Here is an 18,296-nt window from a genome sequence, read left to right as displayed (position 1 = left end):
CGAATATCGCGTTCCGCCCGATGAGTGGCTGGTGGGGCGGGGGAGCACGCCCGGGGCGGGAGCTGTGTGGGGGCAGTGCGACGCCGGTGCGGGGCTCCCGGGAGGCCGAAAAGGCCCTCCCGCGAACCAAGTTCGTGAAGTTCTTCACAAGGAAAAAGCGTCCCTCGGGTCAACAAGAGGGTTGTTCGAGGGGTTCTTGAGGGTCGCAGGGTCGTTTCAGCACCTGTTTGTGCGATGCGCGGCCGCTACGGGTTTCGTATCAGAGGTAAGGACGAAACCCGGTGGTCCAGTCCGGTGGGGGGCCTGGAGGCCAGTTCAGGGCGGGTGAACAACGAATCCCGATACCCTCTGGTTCCCGTTGTGCGCCATGATCTGGGTCACGCGGGGCGCGCAGTGTAGCAGAGGTGTCCCAGCTCCTTGTGAAGGGGCTCACGAGCATCACCCCTTGGGGTGCTGGATACTCATCTCATGAGCACCACGGAGCGTCCCAGGATCCTCGTTGTAGGAGGTGGGTACGTAGGCCTGTACGCAGCCAAGCGCATCATGAAGAAGATGCGCTACGGCGAGGCGACCGTCACGGTCGTCGACCCGCGCTCGTACATGACCTACCAGCCCTTCCTCCCCGAAGTGGCCGCAGGCAGCATCTCGCCTCGGCACGTCGTCGTCCCGCTGCGACGCGTGCTGCCCAAGGCTGAGGTTCTCACCGGCCGGGTCACCACCATCGACCAGGACCGCAAGGTCGCCGTCGTCACGCCGCTGGTCGGCGAGGCGTACGAGCTGCCCTTCGACTACCTGGTGATCGCGCTCGGCGCCGTCTCGCGCACCTTCCCGATCCCCGGCCTGGCCGAACAGGGCATCGGTATGAAGGGCGTCGAGGAGGGCATCGGCCTGCGCAACCACGTCCTCGAGCAGCTGGACAAGGCGGAGTCCACGACGGACGAGAACGTCCGCCGCAAGGCCCTCACCTTCGTCTTCGTCGGCGGCGGCTTCGCCGGCGCCGAGACGATCGGCGAGGTCGAGGACATGGCCCGCGACGCCGCGAAGTACTACACCACGATCAAGCGCGAGGACATGCGCTTCGTCCTGGTCGACGCGGCCGACAAGATCCTCCCCGAGGTCGGGCCCAAGCTCGGCACCTGGGGCAAGGAGCACCTCGAGTCGCGCGGCATCGAGATCTACCTCAACACCTCCATGGACTCCTGCGTGGACGGCCACGTGGTGCTGAAGAACGGCCTCGAGGTCGACTCCAACACCATCGTGTGGACCGCGGGCGTCAAGCCGAACCCGGCGCTGGCCCGCTACGGCCTGCCGCTCGGCCCGCGCGGCCACGTGGACACCGCCCCGACCCTCCAGGTCCAGGGCACCGACTACATCTGGGCCGCCGGCGACAACGCCCAGGTCCCGGACGTCGCCGCCCGCAAGGCCGGCGTCGAGAACGCCTGGTGCCCGCCGAACGCCCAGCACGCGCTGCGCCAGGCCAAGGTCCTCGGCGACAACGTGGTCTCCGGCATGCGGGGCTTCCCGCAGAAGGAGTACGCGCACTCCAACAAGGGTGCGGTGGCCGGCCTCGGCCTCCACAAGGGCGTGGCGATGATCGTCATGGGCAAGATGAAGATCAAGCTCAAGGGCCGTCTCGCCTGGTACATGCACCGTGGCTACCACGGCATGGCCATGCCGACCTGGAACCGCAAGATCCGCGTCTTCGCGGACTGGACCCTCGGCATGTTCCTCAAGCGTGAGGTCGTCGCCCTCGGCGCCCTCGAAACCCCGCGCGAGGAGTTCTACGAGGCCGCCAAGCCGGCGCCGGCTCCGGCCGCCGCCCCGGCCGAGAAGGCCAAGGCCTGACCCCGGCGCTGACGCCGGTCTCCTGAGCACGACCCCGAAGGGGCCGCCCGCCATCCGTGGTGCGGGCGGCCCCTTCGGCGTGCCCCGGTCAAGGTGCGCTCAAGGTGCGGTCCAGGTGTGATTCGGCGGCGAATGGCGCTCCTCCGGAATGGGTAGCCGGTTGGTCTGACACCTTGGAGGTGCCTCGATGACCGACGCCGCGCCGCGGCTGGCAGCCCTTGCCGAAACCCTGCTGGGCGCCCCCCTGCCCGTCCGCATACGTGCCTGGGACGGCAGCGAGGCCGGCCCCGCCGCCGGACCCGCCCTGGTGCTCCACAACCGGCGCGCCCTGCGCCACATGCTGTGGAAGCCCGGCGAACTGGGCCTCGCTCGCGCCTGGGTGGCGGGCGACCTGACCGTCGACGGCGACCTGTTCGAGACGCTGGACAAGGTGGCCGGCCTGGTCTGGGAGCGCGAGCCCGCCGCCGCGCCCGTCCCCGCCCGCCGCCCCCGCAACGGCCTGGCCAAGCTCGCCGCGCTGCGCCCGCACCTCCCCGCGCGCGCCTCCGGCGCCGCGGGCACGGCCGCCCTGCTGCGCGACCCGGCGACCCGCGCCGCCGTACGGGAGCTCGTGACCCTGGCCCGCCCCTGGACCCGGCCCGCCCCGCCGCCGGAGGAGGCCGCCCGCCAGGGCGGGATCATCCACTCCAAGAGCCGCGACCGGCACGCCATCAGCCACCACTACGACGTCGGCAACGAGTTCTACGAGCACGTCCTCGGCCCCTCGATGGTGTACTCCTGCGCCTACTGGACCGATGGCGGCACCCTGGAGGAGGCCCAGCGGGACAAGCTGGACCTGGTCTGCCGCAAGCTGGCGCTCAAGCCCGGCCGGCGGCTGCTGGACGTCGGCTGCGGCTGGGGCTCGATGGCCCTGCACGCCGCCCGCGAGTACGGGGTCCGGGTCACCGGTGTCACCCTCTCCACCGAGCAGGCCGCCTACGCCCGCAAGCGGATCGCCGACGAGGGCCTGACCGACCGGATCGAGATCCGCGTCCAGGACTACCGGGACGTCAAGGACGGTCCGTACGACGCGATTTCCTCGATCGGCATGGCCGAGCACGTCGGCTCCGTGCGCTACCGCGAGTACGCCGGAATACTGCACGGCCTGCTGGCGCCGGGCGGCCGTCTGCTCAACCACCAGATCGGCCGGCCGCCGGAGCCCGACGAGGCCGCGTACGAGATCGACGAGTTCATAGACGCCTACGTCTTCCCCGACGGCGAGCTCTCCCCGGTCGGCTCCACCGTCGGCGAGTTGGAGAAGGCCGGCTTCGAGGTCCGCGACGTGGAGGCGCTGCGCGAGCACTACGCGCTGACCCTGCGGGCCTGGGTGGCCCGGCTGGAGGAGCACTGGGACGAGGCCGTACGGCTCACCTCGCCCGGCCGCGCCCGGGTCTGGCTGTTGTACATGGCGGCCTCGGCGCTGGGCTTCGAGCACGCCCGCCTGGGGGTCAACCAGATCCTGGCCGTGAAGCCGGGCGGCGGCGGCGCCTCGGGGATGCCGCTGCGCGCCCGGGTCTGGGGCGGCGCGTAGGCCCGTACGCCGCGAAGACGCGCGAGGGCCCCGGGGCAGGTCGCCCCGGGGCCCTCGCGCGTCCCTTTTCCCGCCCCGGACTATTCGGTCTTGATGGCGGTCAGCATGTTCAGCCGGGCGGCGCTGCGGGCCGGCCACATGGCGGCCAGCACACCGACGACGGCGGCCAGCAGGAGGAAGACGCCGAGCCGGCCGTAGGGCAGGACCAGCTCGTAGTTCGGCACCGACTTGGTGAGGGTGGAGCCCACGGCCCAGGCCAGGAAGAGGCCGATGCCCATGCCGAGGACCGCGCCGAAGAGCGAGATCACCACCGACTCCAGGCGGATCATGTTCTTGACCCGGGCGCGGTCGAGGCCGATCGCCCGCAGCATGCCGATCTCCTGGGTCCGCTCGAAGACCGACATGGCCAGGGTGTTGACCACGCCGAGCACCGAGATGATCAGCGCCATGCCGAGCAGGCCGTACATGATGTTCAGCATCGTGTTGATGATGCCGCCCATCTCGTTGCGCATGTCCTGCTGCGTGGCCACGGTCATCGCCGGGTTCTTGCCGAGGGCGTCGACGACGGCCTGCTGGCCGGCCTTGGAGTCGCCGGCGGTGGCGTTGACGTAGACCTCGCGGACGTACTGCTGGTCGGTGTGCGCGCTCAGGACCTTGTTGTCCATCACGTACGGGGACAGCAGGCCTTCCAGCTCCTTGTAGACGGCGCCGATCTTCAGGGCGCCCTTCTGGCCGTCCTCGAACTGCACCTGGAGGGTGGAGCCGACGGCCAGGTTCTGCTTCTTGGCGGTGGTGTCGGCGACGGCGACCTCGCCCTTGCCGAGGGCGGCCAGGGAGCCGGAGGTGACGTCGATGTTGAGCAGCTCGCCGATGGTGGCCGGGTTGACGCCGGACACCGAGCGGAAGCTGTCGCCGACCTTGAAGTAGCCGTCGGCCTGCGGGGAGACCGCCTTGATGCCGGGGGCCTTGGCGAGGGTGTCGGCCACGGACTTGTCCAGGCCGCCGATGCCGCCGGCCATGGAGACCTTGTAGTCGGCCTTCAGCTTGTCGGTGCTCATCCGGTCGACGGCGGCGCCCATGGTGACGCCGAGGACGGACAGGGTGGTGACCAGGGTGAGGCCGATGGCCAGGGAGGCGGCCGTCACGGCGGTGCGGCGCGGGTTGCGCACGGCGTTCTGCGCGGCCAGCTTGCCGGGGACGCCGAAGACCTTCTGCAGGAGCGGTCGGGCGGCGCCGATGACCGGCCGGGACAGCAGCGGCAGCAGGACGATCATGCCGATGAGCATCAGGCCGGCGCCGGCGCCGATGACCATGCGGCCGTCGCCGCCCATGGACACGCCGAGGAAGACGGTGCCGATGCCGGCGAGGCTGATGAGCGAACCGAGGACGTTGCGCACGACCAGGGACTTCGCGGTGGCCGGGAGGTGGGCGCTGCCCATGGCGGCGACCGGGGCGATCCGGCCGGTGCGCCAGGCCGGCAGCAGGGCGGCGACGGTGGTGACGACGACGCCGATGAGCAGGGCGGCGACGACCGTGCCCGGGGCGATGACCAGCGCGCCGTCGGGGATCTTGGCACCGATGGAGTCCATCAGGGAGCGCATGCCGACCGCCAGGCCGATGCCGGCGGCCAGGCCGATCGCGGCGGAGGTGGCGCCGATGACCAGGGCCTCGGCGAGCACGGAGCGCACCACCTGGCCGCGCTTGGCGCCGACGGCGCGCAGCAGGGCCAGTTCCTTGGTGCGCTGGGCGACCAGCATGGTGAAGGTGTTGTAGATGAGGAAGACGCCGACGAAGAGGGAGATGCCGGCGAAGGCGAGCAGCATGGTGCTGAAGCTGCTCATCTGCTTCTCGATGTCCTTGGCCTGCTGGGCGGCGAGCGCCTTGCCGGTCTGGGCCTTGGTGTGCTTGCCGTCGAGCACCGGCTTGATGTCGGTGAGCAGCTGGTCGGCGGAGGTGCCGGCCTTGGCGGCGACGGCGAGCTCGTCGTAGAAGCCGGGCTGGAGGTAGAGCTCCTGGGCGACCTTGGTGTCGAACAGGACGAGGCTGCCGCCCGCGTTGACGGCGCCGTCCTCGGTGGTGAAGACGCCGGTGAGGGTGAACTCCCTGACCGGGCCGTTGGTGGCGACGCGGACCTTGTCGCCGGTCTTGTAGCCGCCCTTGGCCGCGGACTCCTTGTCGAGGGCGATCTGGTCGTCCTTGGCGGGTCCGGTGCCGTCCGTGAAGGTGTAGCGGGGGTCCTTGCCGTCCTTGACGGGGGCGTAGTTGGAGCCCTTGTTGGCCCAACCGGAGCCGATCAGCTTGCCGTTCTCGTCGCCGACGCCGGCGAAGCCGGAGACCCGGCCGGAGACGGAGTCGACGCCCTTCACGGCCTTGACCTTGTCGAGGGTCTGCTGGCTGATGCCGGGCTCGCCCTCCTTGCGGCCGTCCTCGTCGCGGGAGGGGCCCCAGGAGGTGACGGAGACGGCTATGCCGTCGTAGCTCTTGGCGGACTGGCCCGAGAGGGCCTTGCTCATGGTGTCGGTGAAGACGAGGGTGCCGGAGACGAAGGCGACGCCGAGGGTGACGGCGAGGACCGTCATCAGGAGCCTGGCCTTGTGCGCGAGGACGTTGCGCAGGGCGGTACGGAACATGGGGTTATCAGTCCTGGGCTGGAAGTCTGTTCGTGGCTTCGGTGATCAGCGACCGATCAGCTGGTGCGGCCCTTGGCGTCGAAGGCCTTCATCCGGTCGAGCACGCCGTCCGCGGTGGGGGCGTACATCTCGTCGACGATGCGGCCGTCGGCGAGGAAGATGACGCGGTCCGCGTAGGAGGCGGCGACCGCGTCGTGGGTGACCATCACGACGGTCTGGCCGAGCTCGCGCACCGAGTTGCGCAGGAAGCCGAGGACCTCGGCGCCGGAGCGGGAGTCGAGGTTTCCGGTGGGCTCGTCGCCGAAGATGATCTCGGGGCGGGCGGCCAGGGCACGGGCGACGGCCACGCGCTGCTGCTGGCCGCCGGAGAGCTGCGTGGGGCGGTGGGAGAGGCGGCCGGAGAGGCCGACCATGTCCACCACGGTCTCCAGCCACTGCTTGTCGGCCTTGCGGCCGGCGATGTCCATGGGGAGGGTGATGTTCTCCAGGGCGGTCAGGGTCGGCAGCAGGTTGAACGCCTGGAAGATGAAGCCGATCTTGTCCCGGCGCAGCTGGGTCAGCTGCTTGTCCTTGAGGGTGCCGAGCTCGGTGTCGCCGATGCGGACCGAGCCGCCGGAGAAGGTGTCCAGGCCGGCGACGCAGTGCATCAGGGTCGACTTGCCGGAGCCGGAGGGGCCCATGATCGCGGTGAACTGGCCGCGGCCGAAGTCCACGGAGACGTTGTCCAGCGCGACCACCTGCGTCTCGCCCTGGCCGTACACCTTCGAGAGCTGCGTGGCACGGGCGGCCACGGCCTGGGCGGTGTGCTGCGGGGCGTAGTTCATGGCGGTCACGGGGGGACTCCTGTCGAGCGGGTCTGCTGCGCGGTGGCGGGACCCTTCCATCCTCACCGCGGCCCCACCCCCGGGGGATCAGCCGAGGTGCCCGTTCGACGGTCCACTCGAGTCTGACCGGGGGAGCGGTCGTCTCCTCCTCTGGTATGACGGGGGCCCCGATGAGGGTCCCGTACGGAGGGGTGGCCCGGGGTGGCGCGGGGCGGCGAAATCACGTCATTTGCGAGGCGGTGCGGAGCGTCCGCCTCAGCGCTGCCGACCGTGACTTATCGGTCCTGACGCCCACTCAATCGCCAATAAAATCAGACAACATCGGATAGAGGCGCCCCTGCCGGGCGGGGTGTTCCGGATAGGCTCACCGCAGCGTTCAAGGCTTTTACCACGGGGCCCGCTGCGCCCTGCCCGGATGGTGGAATGCAGACACGGCGAGCTTAAACCTCGCTGGCCCTCGGGCCGTGCCGGTTCAAGTCCGGCTCCGGGCACTTCCGCGCCTCCGCCACGGCCCCGCACACCGACCCCCGGGGCCCTTCCTTTGTCCCCGGCGGTCCGCCGCGTCTTCTCCTAAGATCCTCCTCCAGCAGTAGGGTGCTTTCTTTGCGAGCGCATTACCCTTGACGCAAGGCCGCGCACCGTGGCCATGGAGGAGTGAGATGAGGAGCAGTAACCCGGTCTTCTCGCGACGGGGGTTCAGCCGCGACAACGGCGGCTACGCGGGCTTCGACGCGCAGTACGCGCAGGCCGGGACCGCGACCAACCCGTACGCGACGAATCCTTACGCCGTCGACCCGACCACGGGCATGCCGGCCGCGCCGGCCCGCGGCGCCGCCATGACCATCGACGACGTCGTGAGCCGTACGGCCATGACGCTCGGCACCCTGATCGTCACCGCCGCCGTCGCCTGGGTCGCCCTGCCGGTCGACCCGGCCAACCTCAACAAGTCGTACTTCATCGCCGCCGGCGCGGCGATCGTCGCCTTCGTCCTGGCGATGGTCCAGAGCTTCAAGCGCAAGCCGTCCCCGGGCATCATCCTGGCCTACGCGGCCTTCGAGGGCTTCTTCCTCGGCGTGGTCTCCGCGGCCACCAGCTACTACCTCAGCCCCGGCGTGGTCATCCAGGCCGTGCTGGGCACGATGTGCGTCTTCGCCGCCGTGTTGGTGGCGTACAAGATGCGCTGGATCCGGGTCACGCGCAGGTTCACCGGCTTCGTGATGGCCGCGGCCCTGGGCTTCGTCCTGCTGATGCTCGCCAACTCGCTGTTCATGCTGTTCGGCGGCGGTGACGGCCTCGGCTTCCGCAGCGGCCCGCTCGGCATCGTCTTCGGCATCGTCGGCGTGGTCCTCGGCGCCTGCTTCCTCGCCCTGGACTTCAAGCAGGTCGAGGACGGGGTCACCTACGGCGCCCCGCGCGAGGAGGCCTGGCTGGCCGCCTTCGGCCTCACCATGACCCTGGTGTGGATCTACCTGGAGCTGCTGCGCCTGTTCCAGATCCTCTCCGGCGACGACTAGACGCCCCCGTCCCCGTCGTACCCGGTAGCCGTCAGAGGCACGGGGAAGGCCCCGCGAGCCACGCTCGCGGGGCCTTCCCGCATCTCGGGGGCGTACGGGGGCAGGGTGGCCCGGGCTCAGCCGAACCGGCGGGCCGCTCTGCGCAGCCCGTACTCGTGGACGATGGCCTTCGCCTGGCCGTGCGACAGCTCGTGCGCGCCGAGCAGCCAGCTGACCTTCTCCTCGAACCGGAGGAGGGACGGGCCCTCGTCGACGGTCCGCAGCCAGTCGGAGATCTCACGACCGGTGGTCTGGGGGATTCTGTCGATCATGTTGCGGTGGGTCTGCTCGGAGAACTCAACGGACATGGGCGCCTCCGGGGGTATCGCCGTGCTGTTCTCTTCACTCCTCTTCACTGCACCGTGCCGCAGAGTTCGCCCGTTGGCAATGGGGCCCGGGCGGCGCGTAAGGTCGGCCGGGTGCTCGATACCTCGCCCCTGACCGCCGCCGTGGAACGTTTCGCCGACCGGCTGCGGTCCGCCCCGCAGAGCCGGCTCCAGCGCGGAGCCGCCGCGGAGGCCCTGGAGCTGGCCCGTGAGCTGGCCGCGGCGGCGCAGCGGCTGGAGGACCCCTCGGGGGCGGCTCCGGCGCGCGTGATGCCCGACGAGGGGGTCTTCGTCGTCGGAGACCAGCTGGCGGTGGCCGGACTGGACCTGGCCGAGGCGCTGCGCGCCGCCGGCACGGCCCCCGGAAACGCGAAGGCCCCGTCCGAGGTGCTGGACGAGGCCGTGGCGCTGGTGGAGCGGGTGGAAGTCAGAGCGATGCGATGACGCGGTCCGCGAGGATGTAGACGTTGCTGTCCGGATCCTCGCCGTCCCCGCAGGAGAAGGTCAGCGCGTAGGCGCCGGAGATGCCCGAGCCGCCCAGCAGGACCGGGGCCGAGCCCGAACGCAGGGCCTCGGCCAGGCGCTCCGCCGTCTCCCGGTGGCCCGGGGTCATGCACAGGGTGGTGCCGTCCGTGAACACGTACACGTCGAGGGTGCCCAGCGGGCCGGGGCGGACGTCCGCGAGGGCCGTACGGGCCTCCGCGAGCTCCTCCAGGCGGCTGACCGTGCGCTCGTGGTCGGCGCCGGGGTGCGGCTGGACCGGAACGAAGTCGGGGTGCGAGGGGTGGCGCCGGCGGGCCGCGGCCAGCTCGGCGGAATCCTCGGCGTATTCCGGGTACTCTCCCCCAGTCTCCGACAGGGAGGTGCCCCCAGCGAGGTCGTCGCCCAGCACGGGCTCCAGGCCGACCAGGTCCGCCTGCCGGGGCAGGAAGACGGGGCCGTCCTCGCCCAGGCCGGGCAGCCCGCCCAGCAGGGAGGGGGCGTCGGCGGCGTCGCGGGCCTCCTGCGCGGCCCAGAAGGCCCGCGCCTCGGCCAGCTCGCGCTCGCGCTCCTCGGCGAGGGCGGCGGCCACGGCGGCTCGTATCTCGGCGGCGGGGGACTCGACGGCGCTGCGGGCGTGCGGGACGCTCGCGCCGCGGGCGTGGGCCGGCAGGGCGAGCTCATCGCGCAGGGCCGACACCTGCTTGCGCAGTCCGTGTACGGCGTGCAGCGCAGCAGCGCCCACGGCCGTGGCAGCGGCCGTGGTCAGCAGCAGGGCAAGAGGCATGGCGCTCACTGACTAACTCCTGGTTGATTCGATCCCCCGACTTCCTACATCAGCTTGTCCTGTGCTGGGAATGGCGTGCAGTGCATTACGTCATGAAATGGACAGGTCTTTCGTCCTGGAGGCCCTAGGGGGATGACGTCTGACCTGGGCAAACACCGATCCCCCAGGACAAAGGTCACATCCTGGGGGAGATTCGGTCACAGGTCGGCCGCGACGGGATTAGACCTGATGTCAGTACACCGTATGGATCTAGAGGATCCCTTGCGGGAGCTGGGGGCCCGGCTGGAGCGGTATCGGACCCCTCACTCTGCGCGCTGTGGCCCGCGTCTCAGCTGAGGCGCTCGATGACCATCGCCATGCCCTGGCCGCCGCCGACGCACATGGTCTCCAGACCGAACTGCTTGTCGTGGAACTGGAGGCTGTTGATCAGCGTGCCGGTGATCCGGGCACCGGTCATCCCGAACGGGTGACCGACGGCGATGGCCCCGCCGTTGACGTTCAGCTTCTCCAGGGGGATCTCCAGGTCCCGGTAGGACGGGATGACCTGCGCGGCGAACGCCTCGTTGATCTCGAACAGGTCGATGTCGCCGACCGTCAGCCCGGCCCGCTTCAGCGCCTGCTTCGACGCCTCGACCGGACCCAGGCCCATGATCTCGGGCGACAGGGCCGTCACACCGGTCGACACGATCCGGGCCAGCGGAGTCAGGCCCAGCTCCCGCGCCTTGGTGTCGCTCATGATGACGAGCGCCGCGGCGCCGTCGTTGAGCGGGCAGCAGTTGGCGGCGGTGACCAGGCCGTCGGGGCGGAAGACCGGCTTGAGGCCCTCCACGCCCTCCAGCGTGACCCCGGCGCGCGGGCCGTCGTCCTTGCTGACGACCGTGCCGTCCGGGGTGGTCACCGGGGTGATCTCGCGGGCCCAGAAGCCGTTCTTGATGGCCTCCTCGGCGAGGTTCTGCGAACGCACGCCGAACTCGTCCATGTCCCGGCGGGTCACGCCCTTGAGGCGGGCCAGGTTCTCGGCGGTCTGGCCCATCGCGATGTAGGCGTCCGGGACCAGGCCGTCCTCGCGCGGGTCGTGCCAGTCGCTGCCCTCGCTCTGCGCGACGGCGACCGTACGGGCCTCGGCGTCGGCGAACAGCGGGTTGTGCGTGCCGGGCATGCCGTCGGAGGAGCCGTTGACGAACCGCGACACCGTCTCGACACCGGCCGAGATGAAGACGTCGCCCTCGCCGGCCTTGATGGCGTGCAGCGCCATGCGGGAGGTCTGGAGGGAGGAGGAGCAGTAACGGGTGATCGTGGTGCCGGGCAGGTAGTCCATGCCCATCTGCACCGCGACGATCCGGGCCAGGTTGTGGCCCTGCTCCCCGCCGGGCAGGCCGCAGCCGAGCATCAGGTCGTCGATCTGGCGCGGGTCCAGCTCGGGGACCTTGGCGAGGGCGGCCTGGATGATCGTGGCGGTCAGGTCGTCCGGCCGGACGTCCTTCAGCGACCCCTTGCCGGCGCGCCCGATGGGGGAGCGGGCGGTGGAAACGATGACGGCTTCGGGCATCGGGACTCCAAGGGGTGTGCGCAGGGGTCTGCGTGCGTCGTTGCGGGACCGCAAGCGAAGTTACCGCCCCGTACGGTCGAGGTCACCGGGGCGGTGATGTGATGCCCGTCGCTCCGGGGGGTGACGGGGTTCCGGCGGGGCGGTCTCAGGGAGGGGTTGGGGGTTTCCCGTCAGTCTCATCGTCCTTCCGCGTCGGGCCGGCCTGTCAAGGGCGCTCCTTCGTCGCGTCGCTTCGCGATGGCCTCCGGCCACCCTTGACAGCCCGTCCCGCCCCGGAAAAACGAAGACTGCCGGGAAACCCCCAAAGGAACGGGACGGTGGATTGATGGACATGCGGCCGTATCAGCGACCCTTCGGGGTCGTCGGGGGCCGGCAGCCCGGGCATCCGGCCCCCATGGAGGCCGTTCGGAGCCGCCCTCCGCGCCAGATCGCTACGCGCTGCCGACATTTCGGCGTCGGGCGGCCGTCTGGGGCTGGTGGCGGCACAAAGACCAATCCGCAGAGCATCCCGGCCCAAGACGGCCGCCGGACGCCCAGAAAAGGGGAGTGCGTAGCGATCTGGCGCGCCTGAGGGTGGCTGATGGTCCTTCCGTCGGCATCTGGCTACAGCAGCGGCCCAAGACGGCCGCCGGACGCTGAGATGGGAGGAGCGCGTAGCGATCTGTCGCGCCCACCGGCCCCGGACGACGATTCCGTCGTCCTTCCCTGCGGGCAGCGGCCCCAGACGGGCGGCTGACGCCGAGACCAGAGAAGCGCGTAGCGATCTGGCGCGGAGGGCGGCCCCGCATGGCATCCATGTCGGCCCGGATGGGAGTCTGCCGACCCCCGACCACCTCGTTTGCTCGCTGAGGGAGCCGATTGTCTGACTCTGGACCGGCCCGTTCTTCTGGGGGCTTCCCGGCAGTCCTTGTCTTTCCGGGGCGGGACGGGCTGTCAAGGGTGGAGCGCAGCGACATCGCGAAGCGACGCGACCGAAGGGAGCGCCCTTGACTGACCGGCCCGAACCGGAAGGACAGTGGGACTGACGGGAAACCCCCAGACCGGCTCTGAGACCGCCCAGGTCACACCCCGCCCCCACAGGTCCCGCCCGACCCTCCACCCCCGCCCGCCGGAACCCCGCCGAGCGGCCGACCCCGCCGCCCCCCACCCCGCCCCCTCACGACGCCGTCGGCGCCGCCGGCTCCGCCACGGGTTCCGTCGGGAGGCGCCGGCGACGGCGGTGTTTGAGGAGGGCCCACGGGCCGCGGGCCGCCGTGACCTCCGTGCCCGGTTCGCCCGCCGCCGCCGAGGCGGCCTGGGCCACCGGGAGCATGTCCTCGTTGCGGGAGACGTCCAGGCGGTCCGACTCGGGCCACACGCCCAGCGCCGCGCACAGGGTCGGCAGGACGGCCATCGCCGCCGTCGCGTAGCCCTCCGCCGAGGGGTGGTAGGAGTCCGGGCCGAACATCTCCCGGGGGTTCGCCGCGAACTCCGGACCCAGCATGTCCCCCATCGAGACCGTCCGCGCGCCCAGCGCGACCACCCCGATGGTCTGCGCGGCCGCCAGCTGGCGCGACACCCGCCGGGCCATCCACCGCAGCGGCTGGTAGACCGGTTCGATCGTGCCCAGGTCGGGGCAGGTGCCGACCACCACCTCCGACCCCGCCAGCCGCAGCCTGCGCACGGCGGCCGTCAGCAGCCGCACCGACTGCGTCAGCGGCATCCGCCGGGTCACGTCGTTCGCCCCGATGATGACCACGGACACGTCCGGCGCCGGTCCGTCCCCGTCCAGCAGCAGCGACACCTGGCGGTCCAGGTCGTCCGACATCGCCCCCGACAGCGCCACGTTCCGCAGCTCCACCGGCCGCTCCGCCACCGCTGCCAGCCCCGCGGCGAGCAGCGCCCCCGGCGTCTGGCGGGCGCGCCGTACGCCCAGGCCCGCCGCCGTCGAGTCGCCCAGCATCGCCATCCGCAGCGGCCCCGGGCTCAGCTCCGGCCCGCCGAACTCGCCGCCGTACAGACCGTCCGCGCGCGGCGGGTCCGGCAGGCCCGTGCCCACCGTCCGCTTGGCGAACTGCACCTCCGCCAGCACCAGCCCCACCGCGGCCACACCGACCAGCCCGAGTCCGCCCCCGCCGTACGCTGCCCCCGCCGCGATCCGGCGGGCCGTTCTCGCTCTGGACACCTCTCAGGCCACCTCCTCGGTCGTGTTGACCTTCCTGCCCCGTACTGCCGGTCGGCCAATCCCTTTCCGCATACTCTGGCCGGACCTCCCGGAGAACCCGTGGAGTCCCCTTCTTGGAGAACATGGTGCAATTCCACGACTCGATGATCAGCCTCGTCGGCAACACCCCGCTGGTGAAGCTCAACCGCGTGACCGAAGGCCTGCAGGCCACCGTGCTGGCCAAGGTCGAGTACTTCAACCCCGGCGGTTCCGTGAAGGACCGGATCGCCGTCCGGATGATCGAGGCCGCCGAGCAGAGCGGTGCCCTCAAGCCGGGTGGCACCATCGTGGAGCCGACCAGCGGCAACACGGGGGTAGGACTCGCCATCGTGGCCCAGCAGAAGGGCTACAAGTGCATCTTCGTCTGCCCTGACAAGGTCTCCCTCGACAAGATCAACGTGCTGCGCGCGTACGGCGCCGAGGTCGTGGTGTGCCCGACCGCCGTCGACCCCGAGCACCCGGACTCGTACTACAACGTTTCCGACCGCCTGGTCCGGGAGACCCCGGGCGCCTGGAAGCCGGACCAGTACAGCAACCCGAACAACCCCCGTTCGCACTACGAGACCACCGGTCCCGAGCTGTGGGAGCAGACGGACGGGAAGATCACGCACTTCGTGGCGGGCGTCGGCACCGGCGGCACGATTTCCGGTACCGGCAACTACCTCAAGGAGGTGTCCGGTGGGAAGGTCAAGGTCATCGGCGCCGACCCGGAGGGCTCGGTCTACTCCGGCGGCAGCGGCCGTCCGTACCTCGTCGAGGGTGTCGGCGAGGACTTCTGGCCCACCGCCTACGACCCGAACGTGACCGACGAGATCATCGCGGTGTCCGACAAGGACTCCTTCCAGATGACCCGCCGCCTCGCCAAGGAGGAGGGCCTGCTGGTCGGCGGCTCCTGCGGCATGGCGGTCGTCGCCGCGCTGCGCGCCGCCGAGGGCCTGGGGCCGGACGACGTGGTCGTCGTGCTGCTGCCGGACAGCGGGCGCGGTTACATGAGCAAGATCTTCTCGGACGAGTGGATGGCCGGTCACGGCTTCCTCGAGGAGGCCGGTCCGGCCGCGCGCATCGGCGCCGTCCTCGCCGACAAGGAGGGCGGCATCCCGTCGCTCGTCCACATGCACCCGGAGGAGACGGTCGGTCAGGCGATCGAGGTGCTGCGGGAGTACGGCGTCTCGCAGATGCCGATCGTCAAGCCGGGCGCGGGCCACCCGGACGTGATGGCCGCCGAGGTCATCGGGTCGGTCGTGGAGAAGGAGCTGCTGGGTTCCCTCTTCGCCGGGCGCGCCTCGCTGGGCGACCCGCTGGAGAAGCACATGAGCGCGCCGCTGCCGCAGGTGGGTTCGGGTGAGCCGGTGTCCGAGCTGATGTCCGTGCTCGGTGAGGCGGACGCGGCGATCGTGCTGGTCGAGGGCAAGCCGACCGGTGTGGTGAGCCGTCAGGACCTGCTGGCGTTCCTGGCGAAGACCGCGAAGTAGCCCTCGCGCGGGGCCGCGGGCCGGGTCCGTTCCCGGCCCTTGGCGCAAACGGTACGGTCCCGACACGTGACGGCAGCACGGGTTTAACACGGCACCGGCACATTGGTGTCGTCGGCGGGGCCGTCCGGGGGTCCGGGTGGTCCGGTCGGCGCCATGTGCGGTGCCGACGTGCCTCCGGAGCGGCTCCCGGAGGGGCGGGGTGCCTCAGGACGCGGACGGCCCTGACCCGGCCCGTGTCCCCGGCGGGGCCGCCGTCGTCCCGCCCTCCGGGCCTGGCCCGGGGGTACGGCGGCCCCAGCCGGTCCCTCCGGGGGGTGCTGGGGTTCCGCTGCGCGGAGCCGACTCCCCGCCCCGCCCTTTCTCCGTTTCCCGGGGGCTCCGCCCCCAGACCCTCCCCCAGCTACCGCTGGGAGGTGCCCCCAGGCGAGGCTGGATTCGGCGCGCCTGGTCCTTTGCCTGCGGGCATGCCCACCGCGGCTGGATTTCGCGGAGCGAAATTTCAGCCCGCGCGGCGTTTGAGCGCACCGGGCGCGGAGCGCACGGTATCGGGGTCAGGGGCGGAGCCCCTGGGAACGGTGGAAGGGCGGGTAGGGGACCTTCCCCCGCGCAGCGGCACCGTCGGCCCCGCGGCATGCGGAAGGGTGCGGCCCCGCCCGGATCGCGGGCATCGGGTTGCCGTGTTGCATAAGCGCATGCAGAGTGCACCCTGACTGAATATCTCACTCGGACGGACGGAGGGGCCCGCGGTGAGCGACAACCCGGCCGCGCGGTTGCAGAAGCTCTTCGAGGGGCACCGGCTGACGCCGACCCAGCGGCGGATCGCGCACTGCATGGTGCGCGGCGCGGCCGAGGTGCCCTTCCTGTCGAGCGTGGAGCTCGCCGAGCTGGCCGGGGTGAGCCAGCCGTCGGTGACCCGGTTCGCGGTGGCCCTCGGCTTCGACGGGTACCCCGCCCTGCGCCGGCACCTGCGCGAGGTGGCTCCGGCGGAGCCGCCGCGGGCCGCGCGCGAGGAGTCGTACAACGAGTACCAGCAGGCCGTCGAGGGTGAGATCGAGAACCTGCGCCGGCTGGCGACGATGCTCGCGGACCCGGCGCCGGTGGAGGAGGCGGGCCGGCTGCTCGCCGGGTCGTCCCCGCTGCCGGTGCTCGGGCTGCGGGCGGCGTCCTCGCAGGCGCGCGGGTTCGCGTACTTCGCGGCCAAGGTGCACCCGGACGTGCGGCTCCTCGACGAGGGCGGCTCGATGCTCGCCGACCGGATCGACGCGGCGGCCGGCGCCGGGGCCTCGGCGCTGCTGTGCTTCGCGCTGCCCCGCCATCCGCGCGAGGTGGTGGAGGCCCTGGAGCACGCGCGCGGGGCCGGACTGACGACGGTGACGGTGGCCGATTCGGCGTTCGCGCCCGTCGCCCGGTACTCGGACCTGCTGATCCCGGCGCCGGTCGGCACCGGGCTGGCCTTCGACACGGCGTGCGCGCCGATGCTGCTGGGCCGGGTGCTGCTGGAGGCCATGGCGGACGCCCTGCCGGACGCGCAGGCGCGGCTGGAGGCCTTCGACGCCCGGGCCGCGGCGCGCGGGCTGTTCGTGGACTGACGCCCCGGGGCGCGGACCGACCGCTACAGCAGCGCGTCCCCGAAGCCCCCGCCCGCCTCCGCCACCAGTTCGGCCGTCGTCTGCGCCGGGCGGGCCAGGGTGAAGCGGACGGTGTCCGAGGGGTCGGCGGTGAAGCCGTGGACGGAGGGGCGCGGGAGGCTGTTGTAGCCGTAGTGGGCGGTGAAGAAGTACGCCCCGGTGTCCGGTACCGCGATGAGGTCGCCCGGGGCCAGCTCGGGCAGTTCGCGGGCGGTGGCCAGGAGGTCGCCGGCGAAGCAGGCGGGGCCCGCGACGTCCTGGGCGACCAGCGGGCCGGTCTTCGGGGTGCCCTTGGCGTCGTAGGGGAGGATCCGCAGGGGCCAGGCCGCAGGGGCGTAGACCGTACGGGTGGCCACCTGCACCCCGGCGTGGGTGAGGGCGACGGGGCGGCCGCCGGCGGACTTGGTGTACTCGACGCGGGCGAGGACCGTGCCGTGCTTGGCCAGCAGGGACCGGCCGAACTCCGTGACGAGCCCGTACGAGCCGTCGAACAGGGCCGGGACGGCTTCGCGCAGCGCGGCCGCGTACTGCGCCCAGGTCGGGGTCCGCTCGTCGGAGGTGAAGTTCACCGGCAGGCCCCCGCCGATGTCGAGGGTGTCGATCCGGCGGTGTCCCGCGGCCGCGTTGATCTCCTCGGCCAGCGCGTGCAGCTCCCGTACGCCCTGGGCGATCAGGGGCAGGGGCAGGCCCTGGGAGCCCGAGTGGGCGTGCAGCCTCGTGATCCAGGGCCGGTCCAGGCAGGCCCGTACGAGCCGTTCGCGGGCGCCGGGGTCGCGCAGGCCGATGCCGAACTTCGAGGTGGCGGTGGCGGTGGAGAGGGCGTCGATGGTGCCGGCGCCGGTCTGGGGGTTGACCCGTACGCCGACGGGCGAGCGGGTCGGGGTCGCCGCGATCAGGGCGTCGAGCCGTTCCAGTTCCTGGTGGTTGTCGGCGTTGACGGCGATCCCGAGGGCCAGGGCCTCGCGCAGCTCACCGGTGGTCTTGGCGGGGGAGTCCAGCACGATCCGCCCGGCCGGGATCCCGGCGGCCCGGGCCAGGGCAAGCTCGCCGGGGCTGGCCGCCTCGCAGCCCAGGCCGCAGTCGGCGAGCAGCCGCAGGACGGGGACCAGGGGGGCGGCCTTGGCGGCGAAGGCGTGCAGGACGGGCGTCCCGGGGGCGGTGGCGGCGGCGAAGGCCCCGGTGAGGGCGGCGGCGCCGGCGCGGATCCCGGCGGTGTCGAGCAGGCAGACCAGCGGCTCGGCGTCCAGCAGCCCCTGCTCCACGGCGGCCCGTACGGCCAGGTCCCGGCGCCGGGCGGCGTCGGCCGCGTCCTGTAAGGCGTCCCCTGAGGCGTCCATGTCCGCCATCCCATCATCCCGGGGACCCGCGCGCAGCTGTTGACTGGATCTATTCAAGGCGACAGGATGTGAATGGATTGCTCAACATTCGG

13 protein-coding genes and 1 tRNA gene are annotated in these 18,296 nt (G+C 71.6%); 7 read left to right on the top strand and 7 right to left on the bottom strand.

Annotation, left to right across the window (positions count from 1 at the left end; translation table 11 throughout):
• Positions 1–468: 468 nt before the first annotated feature.
• Positions 469–1,845 carry an NAD(P)/FAD-dependent oxidoreductase gene (locus ACFY0O_RS20745; RefSeq protein WP_358894542.1) on the top strand — a complete coding sequence of 459 codons (1,377 nt, stop codon included), beginning with the start codon at positions 469–471 and terminating at the stop codon, positions 1,843–1,845.
• 187 nt (positions 1,846–2,032) lie between these two features.
• Positions 2,033–3,415, top strand: coding sequence for a class I SAM-dependent methyltransferase (locus ACFY0O_RS20740; RefSeq protein WP_388948395.1), 1,383 nt, complete (start codon positions 2,033–2,035; stop codon positions 3,413–3,415).
• Between the two features lie 80 nt (positions 3,416–3,495).
• Here ACFY0O_RS20740 and ACFY0O_RS20735 read toward each other — a convergent pair whose 3' ends face one another.
• Together ACFY0O_RS20735 and ACFY0O_RS20730 are read right to left on the bottom strand one after the other, a co-directional pair.
• The gene (locus ACFY0O_RS20735; protein ID WP_388948392.1) at positions 3,496–6,045 is read right to left on the bottom strand and encodes an ABC transporter permease; all 2,550 of its coding nucleotides are present in this window, start codon (positions 6,043–6,045) and stop codon (positions 3,496–3,498) included.
• A 56-nt stretch (positions 6,046–6,101) separates the two neighbouring features.
• On the bottom strand, positions 6,102–6,869 hold the full coding sequence (locus ACFY0O_RS20730) for an ABC transporter ATP-binding protein (RefSeq protein ID WP_358894625.1): 768 nt from the start codon (positions 6,867–6,869) through the stop codon (positions 6,102–6,104).
• A gap of 409 nt (positions 6,870–7,278) precedes the next feature.
• Here ACFY0O_RS20730 and ACFY0O_RS20725 point away from each other — a divergent pair.
• Together ACFY0O_RS20725 and ACFY0O_RS20720 are read left to right on the top strand one after the other, a co-directional pair.
• Positions 7,279–7,360 (top strand) — tRNA-Leu (locus ACFY0O_RS20725).
• Positions 7,361–7,528: 168 nt separating this feature from the next.
• Entirely contained in the window at positions 7,529–8,383 is an 855-nt protein-coding gene (locus ACFY0O_RS20720) for a Bax inhibitor-1/YccA family protein (RefSeq protein ID WP_358894539.1), read from the top strand.
• A gap of 116 nt (positions 8,384–8,499) precedes the next feature.
• Here the strand turns inward: ACFY0O_RS20720 and ACFY0O_RS20715 are convergent, their stop codons facing one another.
• Positions 8,500–8,730 (bottom strand): DUF4287 domain-containing protein, encoded by a 231-nt coding sequence (locus tag ACFY0O_RS20715; protein WP_365146204.1) that lies wholly within the window; start codon positions 8,728–8,730, stop codon positions 8,500–8,502.
• Between the two features lie 111 nt (positions 8,731–8,841).
• On the opposite strand from ACFY0O_RS20715, the gene ACFY0O_RS20710 reads away from it, so the two are divergent.
• Entirely contained in the window at positions 8,842–9,192 is a 351-nt protein-coding gene (locus ACFY0O_RS20710) for a hypothetical protein (RefSeq protein WP_388948389.1), read from the top strand.
• Here ACFY0O_RS20710 and ACFY0O_RS20705 read toward each other — a convergent pair.
• From ACFY0O_RS20705 to ACFY0O_RS20695, 3 genes are all read right to left on the bottom strand, one after another.
• A complete protein-coding gene (locus ACFY0O_RS20705) occupies positions 9,176–10,015 on the bottom strand; it encodes a hypothetical protein (RefSeq protein ID WP_358894624.1) in 840 nt (279 codons plus the stop codon). The genes ACFY0O_RS20710 and ACFY0O_RS20705 overlap by 17 nt on opposite strands.
• A 328-nt stretch (positions 10,016–10,343) precedes the next feature.
• The gene (locus tag ACFY0O_RS20700; RefSeq protein WP_388948386.1) at positions 10,344–11,564 is read right to left on the bottom strand and encodes an acetyl-CoA C-acetyltransferase; all 1,221 of its coding nucleotides are present in this window, start codon (positions 11,562–11,564) and stop codon (positions 10,344–10,346) included.
• 1,156 nt (positions 11,565–12,720) lie between these two features.
• Positions 12,721–13,728 (bottom strand): SGNH/GDSL hydrolase family protein, encoded by a 1,008-nt coding sequence (locus tag ACFY0O_RS20695; protein ID WP_388948383.1) that lies wholly within the window; start codon positions 13,726–13,728, stop codon positions 12,721–12,723.
• Between the two features lie 125 nt (positions 13,729–13,853).
• On the opposite strand from ACFY0O_RS20695, the gene ACFY0O_RS20690 reads away from it, so the two are divergent.
• Positions 13,854–15,239, top strand: coding sequence for a cystathionine beta-synthase (locus tag ACFY0O_RS20690; RefSeq protein ID WP_358896581.1), 1,386 nt, complete (start codon positions 13,854–13,856; stop codon positions 15,237–15,239).
• A 746-nt stretch (positions 15,240–15,985) separates the two neighbouring features.
• Positions 15,986–16,828, top strand: coding sequence for a MurR/RpiR family transcriptional regulator (locus ACFY0O_RS20685; RefSeq protein ID WP_079427568.1), 843 nt, complete (start codon positions 15,986–15,988; stop codon positions 16,826–16,828).
• Between the two features lie 23 nt (positions 16,829–16,851).
• On the opposite strand, the gene ACFY0O_RS20680 is transcribed toward ACFY0O_RS20685, so the two are convergent.
• Entirely contained in the window at positions 16,852–18,204 is a 1,353-nt protein-coding gene (locus ACFY0O_RS20680) for a diaminopimelate decarboxylase (RefSeq protein WP_388948381.1), read from the bottom strand.
• Positions 18,205–18,296 lie beyond the last annotated feature (92 nt).

The sequence above is a fragment of the Streptomyces sp. NPDC001594 genome (genome assembly GCF_042893675.1).
GTDB lineage: Bacteria > Actinomycetota > Actinomycetes > Streptomycetales > Streptomycetaceae > Streptomyces.
The sequence above is the reverse complement of the archived record's forward strand: the minus strand, read 5'-3'. Positions and strand labels throughout refer to the sequence as shown.